This is a genomic window from Flavobacterium amniphilum (assembly GCF_023634845.1).
Taxonomy (GTDB): Bacteria; Bacteroidota; Bacteroidia; order Flavobacteriales; family Flavobacteriaceae; genus Flavobacterium; species Flavobacterium amniphilum.
Genome location: NZ_JAMLJL010000023.1, coordinates 12,635 through 34,630, shown reverse-complemented (window position 1 = coordinate 34,630; position 21,996 = coordinate 12,635). Strand labels below are relative to the sequence as shown.

The following is a 21,996-nucleotide window of genomic DNA, read 5'->3' as shown; positions in this document are numbered from 1 at the left end:
TTTGTCTCATCAAATCACAATAACGATTTGAATAACAAATAGATAAACTAAATACATAAAGATTATGAAAACAATTAAAATTTTACCATTAGTAGTTGCATTGGTTGTAACAATGGTTGGCGGAGTACACGCACAAAGTCCGAAAGCAGAAAACGATCCGAACATCGACCCGCAAATCAGAGGGTTCTTGAAAGCATTAAATACCGGCGGCGGAAAACCCGTTGAATCGTTAAGTCCTGAAGAGGCGCGCTTGGTGCTGGTTGGCGCCCAAAAATCGGTTGAAGTGGATTACTCCGGAATTGTGGAAACCGAAAAAACCATCGTTCAGGATGGCACTTCCATCAAAATCCACATTGTAAAACCCAAAGGAGCCAAAGCCAATCTTCCGGTGTTCCTATACTTTCATGGTGGAGGCTGGGTTTTGGGCGACTACCCTACCCACCGCAGATTAGTTAGGGATTTAGTCGTAAACAGTGGTGTGGCTGCTGTATTCCCGGACTATACCCCATCACCGGATGCCCATTATCCGGTAGCCGTGAACCAAGGGTATGCTGCCACAAAATGGGTTGCAGAACATGGAAGTGAAATTGGGGTAAACGGAAAAAATTTAGCCGTAGTGGGAAATAGTGTTGGAGGCAATATGGCAGCCGTTGTAGCGCTGATGGCAAAAGATAAAAAAGGCCCTGAAATCAAATTACAGGTATTGTTATGGCCGGTTACCGATGCTGATTTTAGCAGACCATCTTATCAAGAATTCGGGGAAGGCCGGTTCTTAACCACCAACCTTATGAAATGGATGTGGGATAATTACACCACCGATGTAAACCAACGCAAAGAAAAATATGCCACACCAATCAATGCGACATTGGAAGAATTAAAAGGATTGCCACCGGCTTTGGTACAGACTGCAGAGCATGATATTTTAAGAGATGAAGGAGAAGCCTATGCCAGAAAAATGGCGGAAGCCGGAGTTCCGGTAACCCTTACACGCCACCAGGGAATGATACATGATTATGGTTTATTAAACCCGATCGCCAATGTTCCCGCAGTACAGTCGGCTTTGATACAAGCGGCTTCGGTTATCAAAAACACGCTTAAATACTAAATTCCAAAATACTAAATTCCAAGATTGAACATCGGTCATGATAGTAACCCAATAACTTTTTGAACAATTACTATTCTTATGAATAAAAAAAACGGGCTCAACACCCGTTTTTTGATTTATCCCTTAATAAACTTTTTGATTATTTCCCCGTCATCCGTTTTTATCTTGAGGAAATAAAAACCATTTGACAGCTGGGTCACATCAATTTGTTTACGATTCGTATCCCCTGCAATTTCATTCTTCATCAATTCTTTTCCGGATTGATCAAGTATACAGTAATCAGTAATAGTTAAGCCATTCACTATTTCCAATTGAAGTATGGCATTCGCCGGGTTGGGATAAATCTTCACCAAATTATCTTTCAGAACAGGATCATCAATACCTAAATTACAATCTTCTTTTTCCACAACACGGATGGGAAGACCTTGGTTATTGTCTGTCGCATTGGGACAAAAATCCGGGGCAGCTTCAACATAATAAACTCCTGAAGAAGTGATTATGTATTCGGGACTGTTTGCCCCGGGAATGGCAACTCCATCTTTGTACCATTGTATGCTGGCATTGTAAGGCATATTCAATTCTACAGGGAAGCTTCCTCCACTGCACAATAAGAACGATTCTGTATCAGGATCAAACGATACACTATCGGTAAAAGTAGTCCGTATGGTTAACGATGCCCAGGCATAGGAATCTACCTGGATGACATTCGATTCATACGTTTGTCCGTTTATTGTAGCCACAACTTTTAACAAAGACTGATCATAGGTATACCAGTCATACGTAAAGGTTGATTGGGTTGCACCGTCAATGGCTACATATTCATCTTCGGTAAACCAATACTTGGAATACCATTGATACGTATCATAAGTCGGGTTTGCTACTGTTGCTGTTCCATCTGTCCAGGGACAAAGCATAAGATCTCCTGAAATTTGCGGATTCTGACCAAAGCAGTTGCTCAATCCACTAAAGAAGAGCACAAAAAATAAGATTCTTTTCATAAGGTATGTGTATTTATTTATTTGTCAAAACTAGAAACCCAAAGCCTGATTTTACTTGTTTTATGCGTGACAAAGTGCGACAAAACGTGTGACAAAGTGTGACAAATGCACTTTTTCACATCAAAAACAGTGAGCTCAGGTTAAATACTCAGGAGGTACGCATTTAAAGGTATTTTTTCGGTCAGATCCAGGCGTTTTTCTATGCGTTCTTTCCTTTTTCTGCAGGCCACGGGAGTGATGTTAAGCATAGATGCAATTTCTTTGGTGTCCAGATTCATGTACACATACGAAATATATCGGATATCGGTAATGGTCAAATCAGGATGTCTTTCCATCAGTTTCTTGATAAAGCCCTGGTTGACGTCATCAAAATGCCTTACATAACCCTCCCAGTTTTCATCGTTTTTGATATGTTGCTTCAACGCTTCCATATAATTGGCAACCTCTTTATTTTCCTTAATCGCGGGAATTGAGGAAACCGACTTCAGCATATCTTTCAGCAAAAGGTTTCTTCCGAATTGGTTGGTTTGTTTCGATAAAATTTTCTGATTCTTTAATGCAATCTCGTTTTTCAGCCGTTCCTGTTCCAAAGCAGCAATTTTTCCTCTTTCTTCCAGCAGTGAATTATTGGCGATTTCCTTTTCAAGATTGAATTCGGTTATTCTTTGCTCACTTAAAGTAATAAGCTGCTTCCGGCGGTTTTCAATCAGCCGGTTTCTGAAAACTAAAAATATGATGACAACCCCGAAAACAATTACAATCAATATGGAATAGAAAATTTTCCGTTCATTAATAATTTTGGATTCTTTCTCTAAAACTTTCTCTTTATAATCCTGAAGCTGAAACTTGACACTGTTGCTTTCAAAAAGCTTGCTCTTTTTTACCTCATTGATCTCATTTTTTACCGCTATGACAGAGTCTTTATACCGAAAGGCCAAATCGTATGACTTCAACTTAAAGTAAATATCAGACAGCAGTTCCATCAGTTCTGCCTTGGTTTCTAAATTTGGTTTCTCATGTAAAGCGTTTAGGGTCCATTTTAATGCCTGAGGCAGATTGCTTTCCTTTAAATAGGATTTGGCAACAATCGTTTTAAGCGATATGCGGTTATCGGTGTTCTCCGGATTATTGTTTATTTTCAATAACAGGTTGTTTGCTGCTAAACGCGATTCCGCTATTTTCCCGGAAAGAAAATCATTTTGGCACAAACCAATTTTAAGGGGAATTTCCAGTTCTTTATTTTGTGTATACCGCATTGATTCATCAAAATACTGGCGTGCTTTTTCGGTTTTATTTTCATCATTTGCGACATTCCCGAGATTTAGGGCATACATCCCGATCTTCAAAGAATCTTTATTTTTTTTTGCCATGGTATAGGCTTTGTAAAAATATTCGTTTGCCTTAGTATACTTTGCTTCTTTACTGTACATAATGGCAATATTGTTGAGCACAATCATGGAATACTTATCCTCTAAATACTTTTTGGAGATTTGATAACTCTCCAGATATTGTTTTAATGCCTCGCCATAATCCAACATCAGGTAATAATTAATCGCTATATTATTTTGGGCCAGGAATAGTTGCTGGTACCAATTGTTTTTCCCGGCAATAGCTTTGGCTTCGGAGAGTAATTCGATGGACTGCAAATGTTTTTTGGCCAACATTAAATCCACTCCGTTTTTAATGATGGAATCACAATGTTTAGTTGTACTCTCCCCGGCATTAGCCAATTGGGACAAACTGAGAAAGATGAATAAATAAAAAAAGGTAATCGGAAAAAGAGTACGTTTCTTTTTGAAAACTACTCGGGTAAAAAGTGAATTAGTTTGATAATTGTGCATTTCTGTTGTGTTCGGTTTGTAGGTTTAAATGATCCAAAATCGGTTTGGCTTTTTAATAGGGATTCGTGTTTCCGGTAAAAGTTGCTTTCTCTCTATCTGTTTTTTAACAGAAAAATAGCTCTGTAATAATTTCCGCACTTACTTATATACTTTTTAAATAGTGTAAATCAGGTATTTATACGTTAGTTTAAAATTATTTTTTTAAGGAAATTTCCTATAAAATTTTTTAACCTAATTAATAAACTATTACTATGGACTTCAAACAAAAACTGAAAAAAATCGGTGATAAACCGGATTTGATTCTTATCATCACTGATGAACAAAGGGCTACACAGCATTTTCCACCAAAATGGGAAGAGCAAAATCTTAAAACCCTGACTTTTCTAAAGAAAAACGGATTTAGTTTTGACAGGGCATTTTGCAACACCTGTATGTGTTCCCCAAGCCGGACTACTTTATTCACCGGGATATATCCTGCGAAGCACGGTGTGAGCCAAACCCTTACGGAAGGTGGTTTGTTATCCCCTCAGGAACCTACACTCAGTACTTCTTTGCCCAATATCATGAATACGCTTTGGGCAGACGGATATGATGTTCAGTATAGAGGTAAATGGCATATGAGCAAGGGTGTGGCTCCCAATGGTACAAAAACCAATTATGAAAACCTTACAGCGGCTGATATTTCACTATTTGGTGCTATGGGCTGGATCGCTCCTGATGCGGGAGAAGATGTGAACCCGCTTAATTTTGGAGGTGGTTTTGCCAATCATGATGCCAGATATACTGCCGAAGCAATTGCCTATTTAAAACAAGTGAAGAAAAGAAGGGAAAACGGAGACCATCAACCTTATTTATTAGTATTGTCTCTTGTAAATCCACATGATGTTTTAGCTTATCCGAATACAGCCGGAACTTCAGGCTACTATCCTGAAAGCTGGGAAAAAAGAGAGGTTGGATTGCCTGATACGGTGGATGAAAATTTACTCCGCAACAAAAAACCAATGGTACAGGAGCAGATTTTATTGAATATGGCTGTGAGTTTAGGTGAGATTAAATCAACAGAAAATAAATTAAATTACATCAATTTTTATGCATCGCTTTTAACCAAAGTAGATCAGGAAATTGGTCATTTTATTGACGAGTTATATGCAAAAGATGCAGAAGGAAAAAGATTGGCTGATACCGCAATTGTAACCTTCACATCCGATCATGGCGAAATGGGACTGGCCCATGGAGGATTGCGTCAAAAAACGTTTGTAGCGTACGAAGAAGCATTGCGCGTACCGCTTGTTGTTTCAAACCCAATTTTATTTGATGGTGACGAGGCACAAAATTCAATGAACTTAGCGACACTGGCTGATATCATGCCGACTTTCATGGAGCTGGCCAATGTTTCCAATCCGCCTGACGGACTTGCGGGTACAAGCTTGCTTCCGGTTATTGAAGAAGGAATACCGGTACAGGACAGTATATTATTTACGTATGATGATATCAAAGCGGGATCCAACAGCAATTGGAACATTGTAAAAGCGGCCAACCGCATTCGTTGCATCAGAACTGAAAAATGGAAATATGCGTATTACTTCGATGCTTTTAATGCTTACTATCAGCAATATGAATTGTATGATTTAGTGAATGATCCATCCGAATATACGAATCTTGCTTATGATGCTGCTTATGATGAGATTAAACATGAATTAGCAAGACAATTGCACCAACTCGAAATTGAAAAATTGAGAGTCAATACACCTGTATTAAAAACGGTAGAGAGTAATTAATTTTTTATAACGCAAATAGTATAAGCTATAAAGGTATTTTGAAGATTTCAGCAATGGGGGAATTGAAATTGGAAAAAACTGCTTTACTATTTACAATAAAAAGCGTGCTTAAGGCACGCTTTTTACTTATCACTCAATTTGATTCTGTGTTAACTGTCCAGGTTCGGATAAGTAAAGTTTCAATTCTTTCATTCCGGTAAGTTACGCTGATTGGCATAAATCAAAACATTTGAATATATTTGATTCAATTCTGATAGAATCATTAGAAATAAACCCCAAATAGTAATACTTATACGCCAATTTACATGAAGCAAAAAAAACTGGTTTTCACAACATTATTTGTATTTATAATGCTCAACACCCAATATTTTTGGGAGAGTACAGTTGGTGTTTCGGCTTTCGTAGTTGAACTCTTTTTACTGTTTGTCTTTCTAATTCTGGGTATATTACTGATTAGGCAAATCATTCTCGCCATCATGGAAAAAGGCAGTGATTTGAAACGGATCATTTCCATTGTTATTTGCAGTATGCTGTTCACATTGTTTTTTCTTTATCCAAGAGGAATCATAAACTTTCGGAAATTTGCAAGCAAAGACCTATTGGTTGCCATGAACGAAGGTGCAGGAAATTGCGCGGTTATCCTTAAACTGAAAGAAAACAATGAATTTGTGGAACGGACTGTATGTTTTGGCGTCAATGAAATTAAAGGAGGATACATTTTAAGAAATGATACGATAGTATTTGAAAATACTGATTCAAATGATTATTATCAATTTGCCCTGATCAAAAATTCAGAACTTCTTTTATATAACAATTCGAAAGACACCATCCCACATAGTATCACAATAACCAAAAACGAGTTGACAAAATAATTTGACTTCAAAAAATGAAAAATAAACTCTTTATACTTTTCTTCTTTGTTTTTTCCGTTTCGTTTTCACAGAATATAACTTTTGTGAAGGTTCTAAACTTAAAGAATAAAAGCCTTTCAGAAGTAAAGAAATACCTGAAGGATGAAAATTGGGAAATTATGCACTACCACTTTTCAAAAGAACATAAGTTTGGGGATATCAGGTTTTCCTTTGACAACAAAAATCCCGACCGGCAAATCCCTCTGTTCATCACTTTTTACTATGAAGGTCAGGATTTAATGAAAAACAGGATCGAGTTTGAAATTTCAAAAAAAGAAATCTTTGATGAATACTTAGCACAATTTAAAACGTTGGATTTTAAACTGACTGGTTCTAAAACGGATAGAAACCAAACCGTAGAAACGTATAAAAATGATACAACAACGATTAATGTTAAAACAATTCCGGTTGCCAACTACTATGGAAAACAACAAACGTTTTATAAATTTTACATAACAGACAATACCTATAAGCCAACTGAATATTATAAGTTCTGAAAAATAGTATGAAGCCAGATTTGATTCATTTATTGAAAATAATTACTGTTAAAATAGCCTATTTCTACTGCTATAAAATCAATTATCCCTTGTTTTCAATGATTGCTTTTGGAGAAGGCGCAAGCAGTTTTATGTATTCGGATGCAAATGCTGTTTTTTATGCCTGTGTATTGCTTGTTCCGCCAACAATTCTTAACCTAATCAAAATCAAAACCTACCGGAATACTAATAAACCGAAATGCATCAATTACCTGATAGCCGAAGTTTTACTAATTGTTCTGACGGTACATTTTGTACAGTACAATTACTAAATCCGAACATTTAAAAACACGTATAAATACGCTTGTCTCCTATTCCTTTTTTTGCAATTATTTGTAGTTACAATATTAACTATAAACCATAGCAACATGACAACATTCAGACCTGCGGTAAAAGAAGATGACGGCTACGTCCAAAAAGTAATTAAGTATATTCCTGCTGAAATCGTAACCGGTTATACAGCTCTGGTGGGTTATCTGACCGTGGGTACCAATACTGATATTCCCGATGGTTACAAGACCTATTACATCATCCTGTTGTGCATATTAGCAGTTGCCACACCCGTTTGGACGTACTATGGTGTACTGGACAATAACGATTCGGGCAGCAATGTACCCATTAACAAAAGAGCCTTATTCCAATCTGTGATTGCTACATTTTCCTTTGCGATATGGGTGTATACTGTAGGGAATCCTATTTTAAAAAGTATTTTATGTGATTGTATCAACACCGGTTGTGCCGATTGTGATTTGTACAGTCCGGTTTTAGGTTCCATCATTTTGGTATTGTTCACGATCATGACTCCATTAATTGAAAGAATCGTCCTTGGGACTAAATTACCAACAGAATAGCGTGAGCTGACTTCAGTTTGTTTGATTTATTAATTCGCTTCTGTCTTTTTGTATTGTTTTGCAAATGGGCAGAAGCTTTTTGTTGATGGTTTTATTGTCTAATAATAAAGACAATACTGTTTTATTTTTAAGTTATTTCCTACATATTTTTTATATTTGCTGACATAAAAAGCTAGAACACTGATCCTATAAATCAGTCGGAAGCATCTAAACCAGACAGAACAAACAGCAACATCATAATGAAAAAATATTTGATCTTCGCCATAGGAATTTTAACCTACATACCCTGTTCATCCCAATTAAATAAAGACGTACTGCTCACGAAAAAATTAGACAGTGTGTTTGCGGCGGTTTTTTCAGAAAATGAACCCGGAGGAAGTGTATTCATACAACAAGGCAATAAAACTTTATATGACAAATCTTTCGGTCTGGCTGATTTAAAAACAAAAGCAAAATTTACAGACAAAACGGTATCCAATCTCGGTTCTATAAGTAAGACATTTGTAGCATATGGCATACTGATCCTGCAAAACCAAGGTAAACTTTCCGTGGAAGACAGTATAACAAAATTTTTCCCTGAATTCAAAAACAAAGAACTGGCCGGGAAAATAAAAATTAAGCATTTGTTGACACATACTTCCGGGCTTCCCGATAGCAGAAAGGTCGAAAACGACAGCATCTATTATTTAACGGCTAAGGATTATGAAAATTTCAAACCACTTTTCCAGACTGATACTTTAGAATTTGAACAAGGTTCACAATGGAACTATTCCAACCCTGCCTATAATGGATTGGCCATGATCATTGAAAAAGTCAGTAACATGAAATGGCAGGATTTTATCAAAGAACATATTTTTAATCCGTCCGGGATGAAAAACAGTAAAATCACCGACGGAGACTTTCCGCAGAAAGATGTCGCTCATGGTTACAGAAAAGTGGCGGGTAAATTTGAAGAGTATGATTACGGTGAATGTCCTACTTTTTGCGCTGCAGGCAATGGTGGCGTATGGAGTTCTGTTTCGGAATTGAAAAAATATGTATCCGCAATTAACAAATGTACATTCACTGATTGCTCAACCATTGAACTTTCCAGGAAAACCTTTAAACCGGACAATTGGAAATCGGCAATTGAACCTATACATTCTTCTGTTTGGTTTGTACATCCTGACTTTTCAATAAGACATGAAAATCAAATACTTAAATTTAAAACCATAGAACATTCCGGAAGTCAGGGAGGCTACAGAGCCCATTTGATTTTAATTCCGGAAAAGGAAATGACGATTATCTGGCTCTCAAACAATGACACATTTATTACTCCAAAAATAAGAACAACTCTTTTGGAATTGGGGTATTTGTAGGTAATATGTTTTCTGGAACTTTTGATACTTTCTTCTCTTCTCGAGTTCCTTTCTTTCACAAATCATTAAACCCTGAATTCATAAATTCAGGGTTTAATTTTATCAATTATTTCTTACAATTTTCTTTTTTTAATATGTTTGCAGACGATTTGCAAAAATGTACCTCATGAGTTCCAGAATTTTCATTTTACTATTATTAAACTTAACTTTTTCGATGGGTTTTGCTCAAAAAGAAGTTGAGAAAAAGAGTTATGATGAGTTGGAAAAGCAAATAGATAATCCTAATATCTCTTCATCAAAAAGACAATCTTATGCTAATTTTTACTATAAAAAGGCAAAAAAAGAAAATGATAATATAAAAATGGCCAATGCGATGTACCTAATCGCAACAGTCTCTGAAGTTAAATCAAACACTTTAAAATATGCAGATTCTATTATTGCGTTAACTAAAAGCAGTAATGATTTTCAGTATCCTGCTAAAGGATATATATTAAAAGGCAATTTTTATTTAACAAACACCTTTTTAAATGAAGCATTACAAAACATATTAATAGCAGAAAAGTATTCAATAAAAACAGGGAATATAGAACAAAATTTATTGGTTAAAAGATATATTGGTCTGATAAAAATTGAATTAGGAAAACCTGAAGAAGCTTTACCATTATATTTGGAAAACTACAATTTTTTTAAATCCAGAGATAACAGTTCTTTAGATTTTATATTTATCAAATGGGTTTTGTCCGATATTTATATTCGATTAAATAAAATAGATTCAGCTCTATTTTATATAGATACTTCATTAAAAGAAATAGAAAAGAGTAACCCATACTACATGTATTTTGAAATGTATAAGGGAATTTGTTATCATCTAAAAAAGGATTTTTTAAAAAGTAATCAATTAATCGATAGCTCCATAAAATCAATAAAATTCACTAATGATCCTTTGAATTTAGCAGTTTGTTATTATTTTAAAGGAGAAAATATTTTACAAGCTGAAAAAAATGATGCTAAAGCAAAAAAATATTTCGAAAAAGTAGATTCAATTTTACTCAAATCGAAAAAAAACTCACGTGATTTAAGAGATAATTATATAAGATTAATAGAGATTACAAAAAAACAAAGAGACATTAAAAATCAATTATACTATTTAAACCGATTAATCGAAATAGACAGCTTCCTTCATAAAAATAATACTGTATTATCAACTAGTATTAATAAAAATTATGACACTCCTCATTTATTGGCTGAAAAGGAAAAGATAATTACAAACATGAATCAAAATGAATATATATATATTGGATTAGGGTTACTATTAATGTTTGGATTGGGGTTTTCTAGTTATAAATGGTTAAAGTTCAAAAAAGAAAAACAACTTTATGAAGAGCGTTTTAATCAATTAATGAAAACACCAAAAATTGAAGATATTCAAATAGATGAGGATAATACAATTATTGAATCTAAAGCAAATGAGGTAAAAACTTTTGAAGTACCTAAACAAGTAGCCGAAGATATTCTAAAAAAACTTGCTCGCTTTGAAAAAAGCAATGGTTATTTAGATCCAAACATAAAACAAATTGATTTTGCTAAGACACTTGACACTAATAGTAGTTACTTATCTAAAACCATCAACCATTATAAAGGAAAAAATTTCAGCCAATATCTCAATGATTTAAGAATTAACTATACTGTAAAGAAATTGAAAGAAAGCAAAAAATTTAGAAAATACACTATAAAAGCAATTGCTGAAGAAGTAGGTTTTAATAATGCTGATTCTTTTTCTAAAGCTTTTTATAACAAAACAGGTCTTCAACCATCATATTTTATCAAAAAAATAGATGAAATCAAGGAAATACAAAATTTTTAATGTCTTAAAAATAAAAAAGTTAGCTTTTATAATAGGCTAAATTTATAAATACCGACGAAGTCTATTTTTCCAAAAAAAAGAAGCATCATAAATTAGCTCAAATTTTAAATCATAAACAAACTCATGAAAAGAAAAGTTAAAACAACGGAAAAAAAACTGACATTTGAGAAATTTACAGTAGTAGAATTGCAGAACCCAATAATGATTGTTGGTGGTGGAAATAATGATGGAACTGGCGGTGATAATAATACAGTTACTGTAACATCACCAACTGGACGTAAAGATTAATTAGTTCCTAAAACTAAAGTTACACTAAATGAATAAAATTCCTGTATTAAAATTGATAATTGTTTGGACTTTTACAATTTCATTATCAGCTCAAAATAAACTGTTAATGGAAAAACCGCTATCTGAAACATTTTTTGGAAGAACCATCAACGATAATTATCGTTATGTTGAAAATCCTAACGATACTTTGGTTCAACAATGGTTTAAACAAAGTAATGTTGAAGCAAGAGAAATATTAGATAACATTTCAGGGAGAAAAGAATTAGTTGAACAATTCATTGAATTTGAGAAAAGAAAAACATTTAGTGTAACTTTATTGACTATTACAGAAAATGATTTTTACTTCTATGTAAAAAAAACAGAAAAAGATAAATCGGGTAAGTTGTTTTATAAAAAAACAGAAAATGGAGAAGAAATTTTACTTTTTGATCCTGTTAATTATAAAAAGGAATTAGGTTATGGGTATTCCATTTCTTATCTAAAGCCTTCTTGGGATAATAAAACCATTGCTGTAAGCTTTTCTAAAAACGGTGAAGAAATTGGCGAAATTGCTTTTCTTGACATAAGTACTAAAACCTTATTACCGGAAATTATAACACATTGCTGGCCTGCTGAGTTGGGTGGGATAAGCTGGTTACCTGATAATTCGGGAATTATCTATATCCATATTCCAGAAATTGACAACAAAAAAGCAAATTATATTCTAAACACTGAATCTGTTATTTATAAATTAGGTGATAATCAAAACAATCATAAAATAATTTTATCTCAGAAAAATAACCCTGAAATAAAAATTGAACCTGCTGATTTTCCTGTTATTGACAGGTTCAGCTTAAATGACGATTATCTTCTTGGAACATTAAGCGGAGCAACAGTTTATATCGATTATTATTATGCAAAAATTGAAGAATTAAATAATGAAAAAATCAACTGGAAGCTACTTTTCAAAAAAGACGAAGGCATAATTAACCCAATAATAATTAACAATGACCTATATTGTTTGTCTTCCAAAAATGCTTCAAATTTTAAAATCATTAAAACATCTATGACTAATCCTGATTTTCAGAATGCTGAAATCTTGGTAAGAGAAGACCAAAAAGAATCCATAGATGATTATCTAGTAACTAAAGACGGGTTGTTTTACACTACAACTAAAAATGGGGTTGAAGCTAAATTATATTTTGTAAGGGATAATACTGAAAAAAGACAGATTGACTTACCAATCAAGGCCGGAAACATAAAAATTTCAACGAATGATAAATATGGTAAAAGTCTATGGATAACCATAAGTGGATGGCTAAATTCTAAAAGACGATTTAATTATAATGTACAGAAAAACCAATTTACAGAAGATAATATTTCACCAAAAGTAACCTATCCTGAATTTAATGATTTCATGGTTGAAGAGATTGAAGTGCCTTCACATGATGGAGTTTTGATTCCTGTCTCTATCATACATAAAAAAGGGATTAAAAAAAATAAGGAAAATTATATCCTAATGAGTGGGTATGGCTCCTATGGTGCATCCATGAGTCCTCGATTTCAACCTACTATTTTGTCTTGGGTAATGAATGATGGTATATATGTCGTTCCACATGTAAGAGGAGGCGGTGAAAAAGGTGACAGATGGCATAATGATGGTTTCAAAGATAAAAAACATAATACATGGAAAGATTTTATAGCTGTCGCGGAATATCTCATCAAAGAAAAAATAACAACAAATAAAAAAATTGCTACTTTAAGTGGAAGTGCCGGTGCAATTTTAGTCGGCAGAGCAATCACAGAACGTCCGGATCTTTTTAAAGTAATGTTGTGCTATGATGGTATGCTTAATCCTTTAAGAATCAATCAAGCCCCAAACGGACCAAACAACATTAAAGAACTGGGCAATCCAGACATAAAGGAGGAATTTAACATGCTTTGTGATATTGATTCATACCATCATATTAAAAAAGGCGTAAAATACCCTGCTTGTCTTATCTCAGTGGGCATGAATGATGCACGAGTTGCTCCATGGATGTCGGGTAAATTTGTCGTAAAATTAAAATCAGTAACAGTTTCAAAAAACCCAATTCTCTTTGCAGTAAATTATGATACAGGACATGGCATAGATAATTCTAATCTGCAACTTTATAATGACTATGCAGATGAATTTGCTTTTGCATTTTGGCAAATGGGACATCCTAAATTTAAACTATTGAAAAAGTAATTTCTATATTCTATTTCAACACAAAATCAAAAATCAAACAGAAGGATATGAACTCTATTAAATACATAATTCTACTATTCATAATAAACTTTAGTTTGTATTCACAAAAAACTACTGAAGAAAAAACAACTCTGAAAGACTGGTACAAAAAAGACTTGGAACAGGATAAGGTTTTAGGCATTTCGTTGAATAAATTTCACAGCTTAAAAAAAGGAAAAACACCTAAAACTAAAAAAGTCATTGTAGCTGTATTGGATACACAAATTGAGTTGAGTCATGAAGATTTAAAACCTGCAATTTGGATCAATAAAAAAGAAATTCCTAATAATCGAATCGATGATGATAAAAACGGTTACATAGATGATGTAAACGGTTGGGACTTTCTTGGAACTCAAAAAGGCGGCTATATGGTTTACGAGAATTATGAGTATGTGCGTATTATCAGGGAACAAGGCAGTAAATTTCAAAATATAAAAAGAAAAGATGTACAAAGTTCTGATCTTGAAAATTATGATGAATACCAAAGAGCTTTAAAATCATATGAAGAGAAAAATAAATTTTATAAAAACTGGAGAAAATCATTGGTGTTTGACATTAGTGTTTATAAAAAAGTAAAAGATACTTGGTGATGAGCACGATAAGGATATTGCAGCAGCAATCCGTTATGCGGTGGACAACGGAGCAAAAGTAATCAACATGTCATTTGGCAAAAACTTTTCACTTCATAAAGACTGGATTAAAGAAGCATTCAACTATGCTGAAAGCCACAATGTACTTTTGGTTCACGCAGTGGGTAATGATGGAATTAGTATTGATGAATCCCCTTTCTACCCGAATGATTATAACTATGACAACAAAGGAGAAGTATGTGGTAATTTTATCAATGTAGGTTCTATCAATAGCAACTATGGAGAAAAAATGGTTTCTTATTTTTCAAATTTTGGTAAAAAGAATGTTGATTTATTTGCACCGGGAGAAAATATTTATACGACTATTCCAGAAAACAAATACGACTTCGATTCGGGAACTTCATTAGCCGCACCAATGGTTTCAGGAGCGGCCGCATTGATTTGGTCTTATTATCCAAACCTGACCGTTCAACAGGTAAAACAAATCATATTGGAATCCGGAACGAAGATTGATTTTGACGTTATTGAACCTCAATCCATAAATAAAAAAGTTCCATTTTCAGAACTATCAAAAACAGGAAGGGTTTTAAATGTGTTTAATGCGATGAAACTTGCTGAGAAATGGAGTAAAGAAAAAAATAATTTAAAATTATAAAAAGTTTCAATAATAACGATTCATAACTTTTATCAATGGCTCTCTTTACGGGAGCCTTTTACCTTAAATATTACCATGAACAACTCTTTCAATAAATATTCCTTTCTATTATTTAGTGTTTTATTATTTAGTATAAATGCTTTGGGGCAACAAAAAAATCAACTAATTAAACAGCCGAAAGTCATTTTTAAAAATGCTCTTCCTGTTGAAGTACGGGATTGTTGGCATAATTTAGACATTGAAAAAGACACATTAGCAGGAACAAGTTTGATTAGAGCTTACAAAGAGATAATCAAAAATAAGAAAGGGAAAGAAGTTATCGTAGCAGTAATAGATACTGATATTGATATTAATCATGAAGATTTAAAATCTGCCATTTGGGTTAATAAACGTGAAATCCCAAACAATGGAATCGATGATGATAAAAACGGTTATGTTGATGATGTTAACGGATGGAACTTCCTGGGTAATAAAAACGGGGAAAGTATTTCTTATGCCAATACTGAACCAATAAGGATAATAAACAGAATGAAAAAGAAATACAATTCTTTCAACAATTTCAACGGAAATAAAAAAGACTCCCTCCTTAACATAAAAGCAAAAAGACTATATAAAGAAGATTCTTTACAACTAGAAACACAAAAAAAATATTCAAGTCTTTACATTGATGAATATAAAAGAAGTGTAAAAAAACTAGAACTATTTTTTGGCAAACGTAATTACAGTTTTCCTGAAATAGACAGTTTATATCATAAAAACAAAAAGGGAAACCCGGAATTGGTTGAAAATATATTAATACTGCGCAAATATATACGCTTAGGTATGAACGAAGCTACGTTAAAAAAAGATAGTTTAAAAGTTATTAAAAAACAAATAACTTCTTTTAATTTGAATTATAATGACCGTCATATTATCGGTGATAACGATTTAGATTTAAGTGATAGATTTTATGGAAACAATGATGTTTTTAAAAACGTAAAATTAACATATCACGGTACAATAGTAAGTGGCATACTAGGTGCAAATAGAGCAAACAAAAAAGGTATTCAAGGGTTTAGTGATAATATTAAAATTATGCCAATTTTAGCAATTCCAACAGGGGGATACGAAAATGATAAAGATGTTGCATTAGCTATAAAATATGCTGTTGACAATGGAGCAAGAATAATCAATATGAGTTTTGGCAAAACTTTCAGTGCGAATCCTGAATGGGTAAAAGAAGCATTAGAATATGCTGAAAAACATGATGTTTTAGTTATAGCTGCGGCAGGAAATGATAGTAGCAATAGTGACTTGAAACCTTTTTACCCTATCGATTATAATGAAAAAACAATGGCTGATTATTGTGATAATTTTATAAAAGTAGGAGGAATAACATATACTGGAGACTCAGACTTCCTAGCTTCTTTTACAAATTATGGAAAAAAAACAGTTGATGTTTTTGCCCCTGCATACTTTTTAAAAACAACAGATGCTAATGTAGGCTACGCCTACCGGGACGGCACTTCAATGTCAAGCCCAATTGTTTCTGGGGTTGCAGCCATAGTCCGTTCACATTATCCTAAATTATCTGCAAAAGAAGTAAAAGAAATCTTGTTGGAATCCAGCGTAAAATATGATTTAGAGGTTCAGGTTCCCGGTGAAGCAAAAGGAACCTTAAAACCATTTAAAGAACTCTCAAAAACAGGTGGCGTTATTAATGCATACAATGCTTTGTTAATAGCAAAAGAATGGAAGAAATCAAAAAAATAATTAGTGTTAATAAAATCATCCAACTTAATACTAAAAGCAACATATTTTATCGAACAAATCATCACAACCAAAAAATTCCCACACCCCTAATTTAATGACTTATATCAAATTTTAAGACTGATGAGAGTTGCACTTTTGCACTGTTATTAATTTTAAACCATTTGATTAATGAAAAAGAAACATTTTAAATACATCAACACCTTGTTTGTTGTAATCCCCATGACCTTGATTATGGCTTTTGTTGGATTGATGCGGAATTACGGTTTTGGGGAAGACTGGTTCCTGAAATTCCTGAAAGCCTGGAGTGTCATGCTTCCGGTTGCCTATGCCGCAGCTTTCATTATTATTCCCAATGCAAGAAAGCTTGCTGAAAAAGTAACAGTTGAAAGATGATAGCAAAACAATCAAATCTTCTCAGTGTATTTGGCAATAACAGCAAAGAGCGTGTTGAAAATGCCATCAGACAGCTTCAAAACGGAAAAGGAATTATATTGACAGATAACGAAGACAGGGAAAATGAAGGTGATCTTATTTTTCCGGCGCAAAGTATGACGGTTGCCGATATGGCTTTCATGATACGGGAATGCAGTGGAATAGTATGTCTTTGTCTGACTAACGATAAAGCCGATTCATTAGATTTACCCTATATGGTGAAAGAAAATACGAGCAAATACCAAACGCCATTCACCGTTTCCATAGAAGCGAAATTTGGTGTTACAACAGGAGTTTCGGCATCCGACAGAATACAAACGATAAAAACCGCCTGCAGGGAAAATGCTAAACCTACGGATTTATCCAAACCGGGACATATTTTCCCGTTACGGGCGAAAGACAACGGAGTTCTGGAACGAAACGGTCACACTGAAGGAAGTATCGACCTTATGAAACTGGCCGATTTATCCCCTCAGGCTGTTTTGTGCGAATTAATGAATATAGACGGTACTATGGCCAGACTTCCTGAAATAGTTGATTTTGCCAGACAACACGACTTAACCGTCCTGTCAATTGAAGATATTATTTATTACCGTAAATTTGTCCGGGACTACACATTGCTTTATGATAGAGAAACAGCTTTCTGGCTATATTAAAAAGATTATTGACGTTACAGATGACGAATTAGCCATTATTCTTTCCTATTTCAAACCTCTGAAACAAAAGAAAAATGATATTTTACTATCGGAAGGACAAACCAGCCAGCGGACATACTTCGTTGGCAAAGGTTGTTTGCGGATATATTTTGTGAATGAAGAAGGAAAGGATTCGACAAGATATATTGCTTTTGAAAATCAGTTCGCCACTGCATTGGTCAGCTTTATAACCGGACAACCTTCAAAGGAATTCATACAAGCCATTGAACCTTCCGATCTTTTGTATATTCGGCATAATGATTTTAAACATTTAATGAAAATTGTTCCGAAATGGAGCCAGTTTTACTGCAATTATCTTGAAAAAGCCTATGTGAACAATACCAACAGGCTGATGTCATTTACTACCGAGGATGCATTGGAAAGATACAATCGATTGCTTAAGATAAACCCAGCAGTCGTAAGCCGTTTACCCAACAAAATAGTGGCTTCGTATATCAATGTGTCACAGGAAACACTGAGTCGTTTAAAATCAAAAGTTTAATAGGTTTCCTATCCATGCATTGTCTGGTTTACCCTAATCATTATGATAAATTACATATCTTTACATAAACCATTTCCTTACTGAATAGTAACGTTTTGTGATACATTGTAAATGGTCTTAAAGAAAAGGTATTCATCATGAAGTTTGACAAATACTCCCCGATTGAGAGGTTAAAACCCTACATAAAATACCTTGCAGTATCTGAAAATGAATTGGAAGGTGAGTATAAAATTTTTCCTTCTTCCGGTTTGGTGATCGGATTTCAATACAAGGGCCAATTGTCAATTGTAAAGGATGATAGTGTACACAAACTTGATTCATCGGGAATAACCGGTATTTCAGACAGCTATAAAATCTTCAGTAATTCGGCAGATATCGGAACCATATTAGTTTTCTTTACCGAAATCGGGTTTATCCATTTCTCTTCAAATCCCACAAACGAATTGTTTAACCTCAGCCTTTCCCTTGATGATATTTTTGATAAAACCAGTGTGACTGAAGTCGAGGAAAAACTATCCATTGCCAATACAGATAAACATCGTGTAAAAATCGTTGAACAGTTTTTGATTTCGCAACTTAAAGATATTCAAACCGACAAACTGATAGTGGAAGCAATAAAGTTGATTTATCAAAGCAATGGTAATGTCCGTATAAAAGAATTAAATGACCAATTATGCATCAGCCAGCGTCCTTTTGAAAAGCGTTTTAAAAAAGTGGTTGGGGTAACGCCTAAAAAATTTGCTTCCATCATCCGCTTCAATTCAGTTTTGGAAAATCTGTCCGAAACTAAAACACTAATCGAAATATGCTACGAAAATAACTTTTTTGACCAGGCTCATTTCATAAAAGATTTCAAACAGTTTACGGGAGAAACACCGGAACATTTCAAGCGGCTTTCATAAAGACGGTTTTTTACAATCACAGGGGTTTTAGGTGTTGCAACTTTGCATTGTAATCGTAATGAAAAAGCAATGGAAAATGTAATCTTAAAATCAGCCTTCATCTTGTTCGGTATAAACATTATGATTTCGTGCAATCCAACAAACTGTTTAATTAAAAATCAAAAGAAAATGTTTACAACAGCTCAAATCAATGAAAAACTTTCACAAGTAAGAACCGGTGCCGATTTTCCCGCTTTGGCAGAAAACCTTAAAAACTTGGGTGTGACTTATTATGAAACTAAAATGGAAGACGGAAGCAGTATCTTCCATGGAGAAAATAATTATGAACTCCGTACCGGATCAAACTATTCTGCAATTACAGTTGCCGACATGGTAAACTTAGAACAATTGAAAATTGACATCATTAACCATCAGCAGGGAAAATCAGATTATTTACAGATCAGCCGTCAATCTGCAGACAATGGAATTGAAAAATGGGCAGTTTGCCTGATCAATATGACTTGTACCTATATCGATAAAGCCGGAAACAAGGTCTGGGTGGAACATATTCCTTCCCTATCTGCACAAAAATCATCATTCACGGCCGAACAAATCAAAACTGCTCACAGAAAAGTAAAATCAGGTGCCGATTTTCCTTCCTATATCAAAGAAATTAAGGCTTTAGGCGTAACCCATTATGAAACATATGTTTATGATGGACATATTGACTACCACGGTGCGGATAATTATACTGTAAAAATACCAGCAAAGTATGAACCATTAACGATGGCTGACATTGTTGAAAGTGAAAAGTTTAAAAAAGAATTGCTTGATCACCAACAGGGAAAAACCGACTTCCTTACTTTCATCAAAATGTGTGCAACGTATGGAATTGAAAAATGGGAAATCTGTATGGAACAAATGACCTGTACTTATTTTAACAAAGCAGGGAATCAAATTCTGGTAGAAAAAATCCCCCAATAAAAAACTCACTGAGGATTTATTCTATTTTTTAAGTGATAAATGCTAAAAAAAGCCCCAGATTTGGGGCTTTTTTATAATTACTCTTTATGGTATGGACATCCTGAAGCACCTTTTTTATTGGAACTTGGGAATTGCTCTTCAATTAATTGACGTTGATCCGCAGGAACATCTTCTATTTTACGAAGGGTATTTACCTGAATATGTGGCCAACTCGTAGTTCCTCCGTCATCCCCGAAATGGAATTCGAAGAATATGATTTGTTCGTATTGTAACTGCAGTATTTCCTTTCCGTCTTCAACTACTGTTTCAATCCACATTTTCATGTTCATTTCGACTGTAGGCACAAAGCGGTTTACAAAAGGTACATTCAATATTCCTCCCTGTGCTCCTGTTTTGTTTTTGGAAGACATCTGGATCAATACGTGATTCTTTACTTTATCTTCTGCCAGGGAGTCGCGTAAACGCAAATCAGGACGTACCGAATACGGATACAGTTCATGGGCCAATATTCTTTGGGTATAGATTTTATTCTCTCCCGGATCATTCTGGTCGTTCAGCGTTTCAAATACCCATGCCGGTGGCGCCTGATCTAAATTGATCGGGTTGGTTTCACTGGCTCCTGCCCCACCCATCGTTCTTGAGATGGCCAAATGGTCGTACTTCCAGGCAGCATCCCCATGCGGGAATTGCGGAGAGCCCGAAACTAAATAACCCGAACTACCCTGAACCAAATCCCCTAATAATGTTATGGTACTTCCGTGCGGGATTACACCGCTTCGGGAGATCGAATAATCAGGAATAAAGTAAGGTCCGGTTTGCCCTGCTCCTTTTCTAAGTTCTTTGGCAGCGATGATTTCAGTATAATGTCTGCCGTTCAGGTTATCCTGCGTAACATATTCCTGTTTCCCTTGTTCGTTTACAATCAGGAAAAGCGTTTCATCCTGGTAGCCACTTTTGTATAAATCTTTATTCGGGTTATCCGGTGAAATGGCATGAATACCGCGGTCTTCTTTAATGGATTGTTCTGTAGCCGCATGATTGAAGACATCACTCAACCACAAATACATACCGTTTTCCTCGTGAATTGGCGTGTATTGCAGTTGGCCGTTCACATTGTTCACACTTTTAATACTTTGGTCGTACTTAACCGCTCCACAGAATTGTTCGTTTCCTCCACCACGGTTACGTACTCCGCCCGGAACTAAATCGAACGTTAATTTTTCGATGTATTCTTCACATGCAAAACTGTATTTACCCGGAATATTGCCTGAATTTGTACCCGGTGAAGGCATGATAGTAGTGTGCACACCCGTTCCGTTCATTTTTCTCTGGCTTTGGTCACTATTGTTATAACTCACCCATGTGCCTTCCAATGCCTGTAAAATACCGTAATCCACATCGTTTACCACTTGTTGGAGGTCATCCACATAAAAAGGTCTTACCGGATCTTCAATCAGCATTTTTGAATACCCCGACATTAAGTTTTCCAATACACCCTGGTTGTCATCCTGCGTACCTTTCAATAAGGCTTTGTCTGCAGATTGCCCGTGAGCAGTGCTTTTACGTCTTAACATAGTATTATTTTTTTTAGATTAGTTTGTTGTTATAATCAAAAGATTGACCTGCATTATATCGGGATTCATTTACTTCATCCTTTGAAAATTTATTCTTACAATAGTAGTATAAAATGTAAAAACGGAATCAGGTAGATTTACGTGATTTATAGC

General features: G+C 34.6%; 21 protein-coding genes. 18 read left to right on the top strand and 3 right to left on the bottom strand.

Annotated features, from left to right (window positions below; all coding sequences use genetic code 11):
* Positions 1–112 precede the first annotated feature (112 nt).
* Complete coding sequence (locus tag NAT51_RS18130; protein ID WP_250601260.1) at positions 113–1,105, top strand: alpha/beta hydrolase; 993 nt, start codon at positions 113–115, stop codon at positions 1,103–1,105.
* Between the two features lie 116 nt (positions 1,106–1,221).
* Here the strand turns inward: NAT51_RS18130 and NAT51_RS18125 are convergent, their stop codons facing one another.
* Positions 1,222–2,103 (bottom strand): T9SS type A sorting domain-containing protein, encoded by an 882-nt coding sequence (locus NAT51_RS18125; RefSeq protein WP_250601234.1) that lies wholly within the window; start codon positions 2,101–2,103, stop codon positions 1,222–1,224.
* A 140-nt stretch (positions 2,104–2,243) separates the two neighbouring features.
* Positions 2,244–3,944 carry a transcriptional regulator gene (locus tag NAT51_RS18120; protein WP_250601232.1) on the bottom strand — a complete coding sequence of 567 codons (1,701 nt, stop codon included), beginning with the start codon at positions 3,942–3,944 and terminating at the stop codon, positions 2,244–2,246.
* 251 nt (positions 3,945–4,195) lie between these two features.
* Here NAT51_RS18120 and NAT51_RS18115 point away from each other — a divergent pair, with 251 nt between their 5' ends.
* From NAT51_RS18115 to NAT51_RS18035, 17 genes are all read left to right on the top strand, one after another.
* On the top strand, positions 4,196–5,722 hold the full coding sequence (locus NAT51_RS18115) for a sulfatase-like hydrolase/transferase (protein WP_250601230.1): 1,527 nt from the start codon (positions 4,196–4,198) through the stop codon (positions 5,720–5,722).
* A 305-nt stretch (positions 5,723–6,027) separates the two neighbouring features.
* On the top strand, positions 6,028–6,594 hold the full coding sequence (locus tag NAT51_RS18110; protein ID WP_250601228.1) for a hypothetical protein: 567 nt from the start codon (positions 6,028–6,030) through the stop codon (positions 6,592–6,594).
* A 14-nt stretch (positions 6,595–6,608) separates the two neighbouring features.
* A complete protein-coding gene (locus tag NAT51_RS18105) occupies positions 6,609–7,130 on the top strand; it encodes a hypothetical protein (protein ID WP_250601226.1) in 522 nt (173 codons plus the stop codon).
* Positions 7,131–7,138: 8 nt separating this feature from the next.
* Positions 7,139–7,441 carry a hypothetical protein gene (locus NAT51_RS18100; protein WP_250601224.1) on the top strand — a complete coding sequence of 101 codons (303 nt, stop codon included), beginning with the start codon at positions 7,139–7,141 and terminating at the stop codon, positions 7,439–7,441.
* A gap of 96 nt (positions 7,442–7,537) precedes the next feature.
* On the top strand, positions 7,538–8,020 hold the full coding sequence (locus NAT51_RS18095) for a hypothetical protein (RefSeq protein WP_250601222.1): 483 nt from the start codon (positions 7,538–7,540) through the stop codon (positions 8,018–8,020).
* Positions 8,021–8,259: 239 nt separating this feature from the next.
* A complete protein-coding gene (locus NAT51_RS18090) occupies positions 8,260–9,378 on the top strand; it encodes a serine hydrolase domain-containing protein (RefSeq protein ID WP_250601220.1) in 1,119 nt (372 codons plus the stop codon).
* Between the two features lie 166 nt (positions 9,379–9,544).
* Positions 9,545–11,242, top strand: a complete 1,698-nt coding sequence (locus tag NAT51_RS18085; RefSeq protein WP_250601218.1) for a helix-turn-helix domain-containing protein — start codon at positions 9,545–9,547, stop codon at positions 11,240–11,242.
* A gap of 123 nt (positions 11,243–11,365) precedes the next feature.
* The gene (locus NAT51_RS18080) at positions 11,366–11,530 is read left to right on the top strand and encodes a hypothetical protein (RefSeq protein ID WP_250601216.1); all 165 of its coding nucleotides are present in this window, start codon (positions 11,366–11,368) and stop codon (positions 11,528–11,530) included.
* 106 nt (positions 11,531–11,636) lie between these two features.
* Entirely contained in the window at positions 11,637–13,739 is a 2,103-nt protein-coding gene (locus tag NAT51_RS18075; protein ID WP_250601214.1) for a prolyl oligopeptidase family serine peptidase, read from the top strand.
* Positions 13,740–13,834: 95 nt separating this feature from the next.
* The gene (locus NAT51_RS18070; RefSeq protein WP_250601212.1) at positions 13,835–14,368 is read left to right on the top strand and encodes a S8/S53 family peptidase; all 534 of its coding nucleotides are present in this window, start codon (positions 13,835–13,837) and stop codon (positions 14,366–14,368) included.
* A complete protein-coding gene (locus tag NAT51_RS18065; RefSeq protein WP_317245742.1) occupies positions 14,358–15,023 on the top strand; it encodes a S8 family serine peptidase in 666 nt (221 codons plus the stop codon). Before NAT51_RS18070 ends, NAT51_RS18065 begins: the two co-directional genes overlap by 11 nt.
* A 75-nt stretch (positions 15,024–15,098) precedes the next feature.
* Entirely contained in the window at positions 15,099–16,775 is a 1,677-nt protein-coding gene (locus tag NAT51_RS18060; RefSeq protein ID WP_250601209.1) for a S8 family serine peptidase, read from the top strand.
* A gap of 168 nt (positions 16,776–16,943) precedes the next feature.
* Complete coding sequence (locus NAT51_RS18055) at positions 16,944–17,168, top strand: DUF2798 domain-containing protein (RefSeq protein ID WP_250601207.1); 225 nt, start codon at positions 16,944–16,946, stop codon at positions 17,166–17,168.
* Positions 17,165–17,863 carry a 3,4-dihydroxy-2-butanone-4-phosphate synthase gene (gene ribB / locus NAT51_RS18050; RefSeq protein WP_250601205.1) on the top strand — a complete coding sequence of 233 codons (699 nt, stop codon included), beginning with the start codon at positions 17,165–17,167 and terminating at the stop codon, positions 17,861–17,863. The genes NAT51_RS18055 and ribB overlap by 4 nt, the downstream gene beginning before the upstream one ends.
* Positions 17,832–18,404, top strand: coding sequence for a Crp/Fnr family transcriptional regulator (locus NAT51_RS18045; RefSeq protein WP_250601203.1), 573 nt, complete (start codon positions 17,832–17,834; stop codon positions 18,402–18,404). Before ribB ends, NAT51_RS18045 begins: the two co-directional genes overlap by 32 nt.
* 137 nt (positions 18,405–18,541) lie before the next feature.
* Positions 18,542–19,306, top strand: coding sequence for a helix-turn-helix domain-containing protein (locus tag NAT51_RS18040; RefSeq protein ID WP_250601201.1), 765 nt, complete (start codon positions 18,542–18,544; stop codon positions 19,304–19,306).
* Positions 19,307–19,474: 168 nt separating this feature from the next.
* On the top strand, positions 19,475–20,269 hold the full coding sequence (locus NAT51_RS18035) for a DUF1398 domain-containing protein (RefSeq protein WP_250601199.1): 795 nt from the start codon (positions 19,475–19,477) through the stop codon (positions 20,267–20,269).
* Positions 20,270–20,346: 77 nt separating this feature from the next.
* Here NAT51_RS18035 and NAT51_RS18030 read toward each other — a convergent pair whose 3' ends face one another.
* Positions 20,347–21,843, bottom strand: a complete 1,497-nt coding sequence (locus NAT51_RS18030) for a peroxidase, FMP-type (protein ID WP_250601197.1) — start codon at positions 21,841–21,843, stop codon at positions 20,347–20,349.
* Positions 21,844–21,996 lie beyond the last annotated feature (153 nt).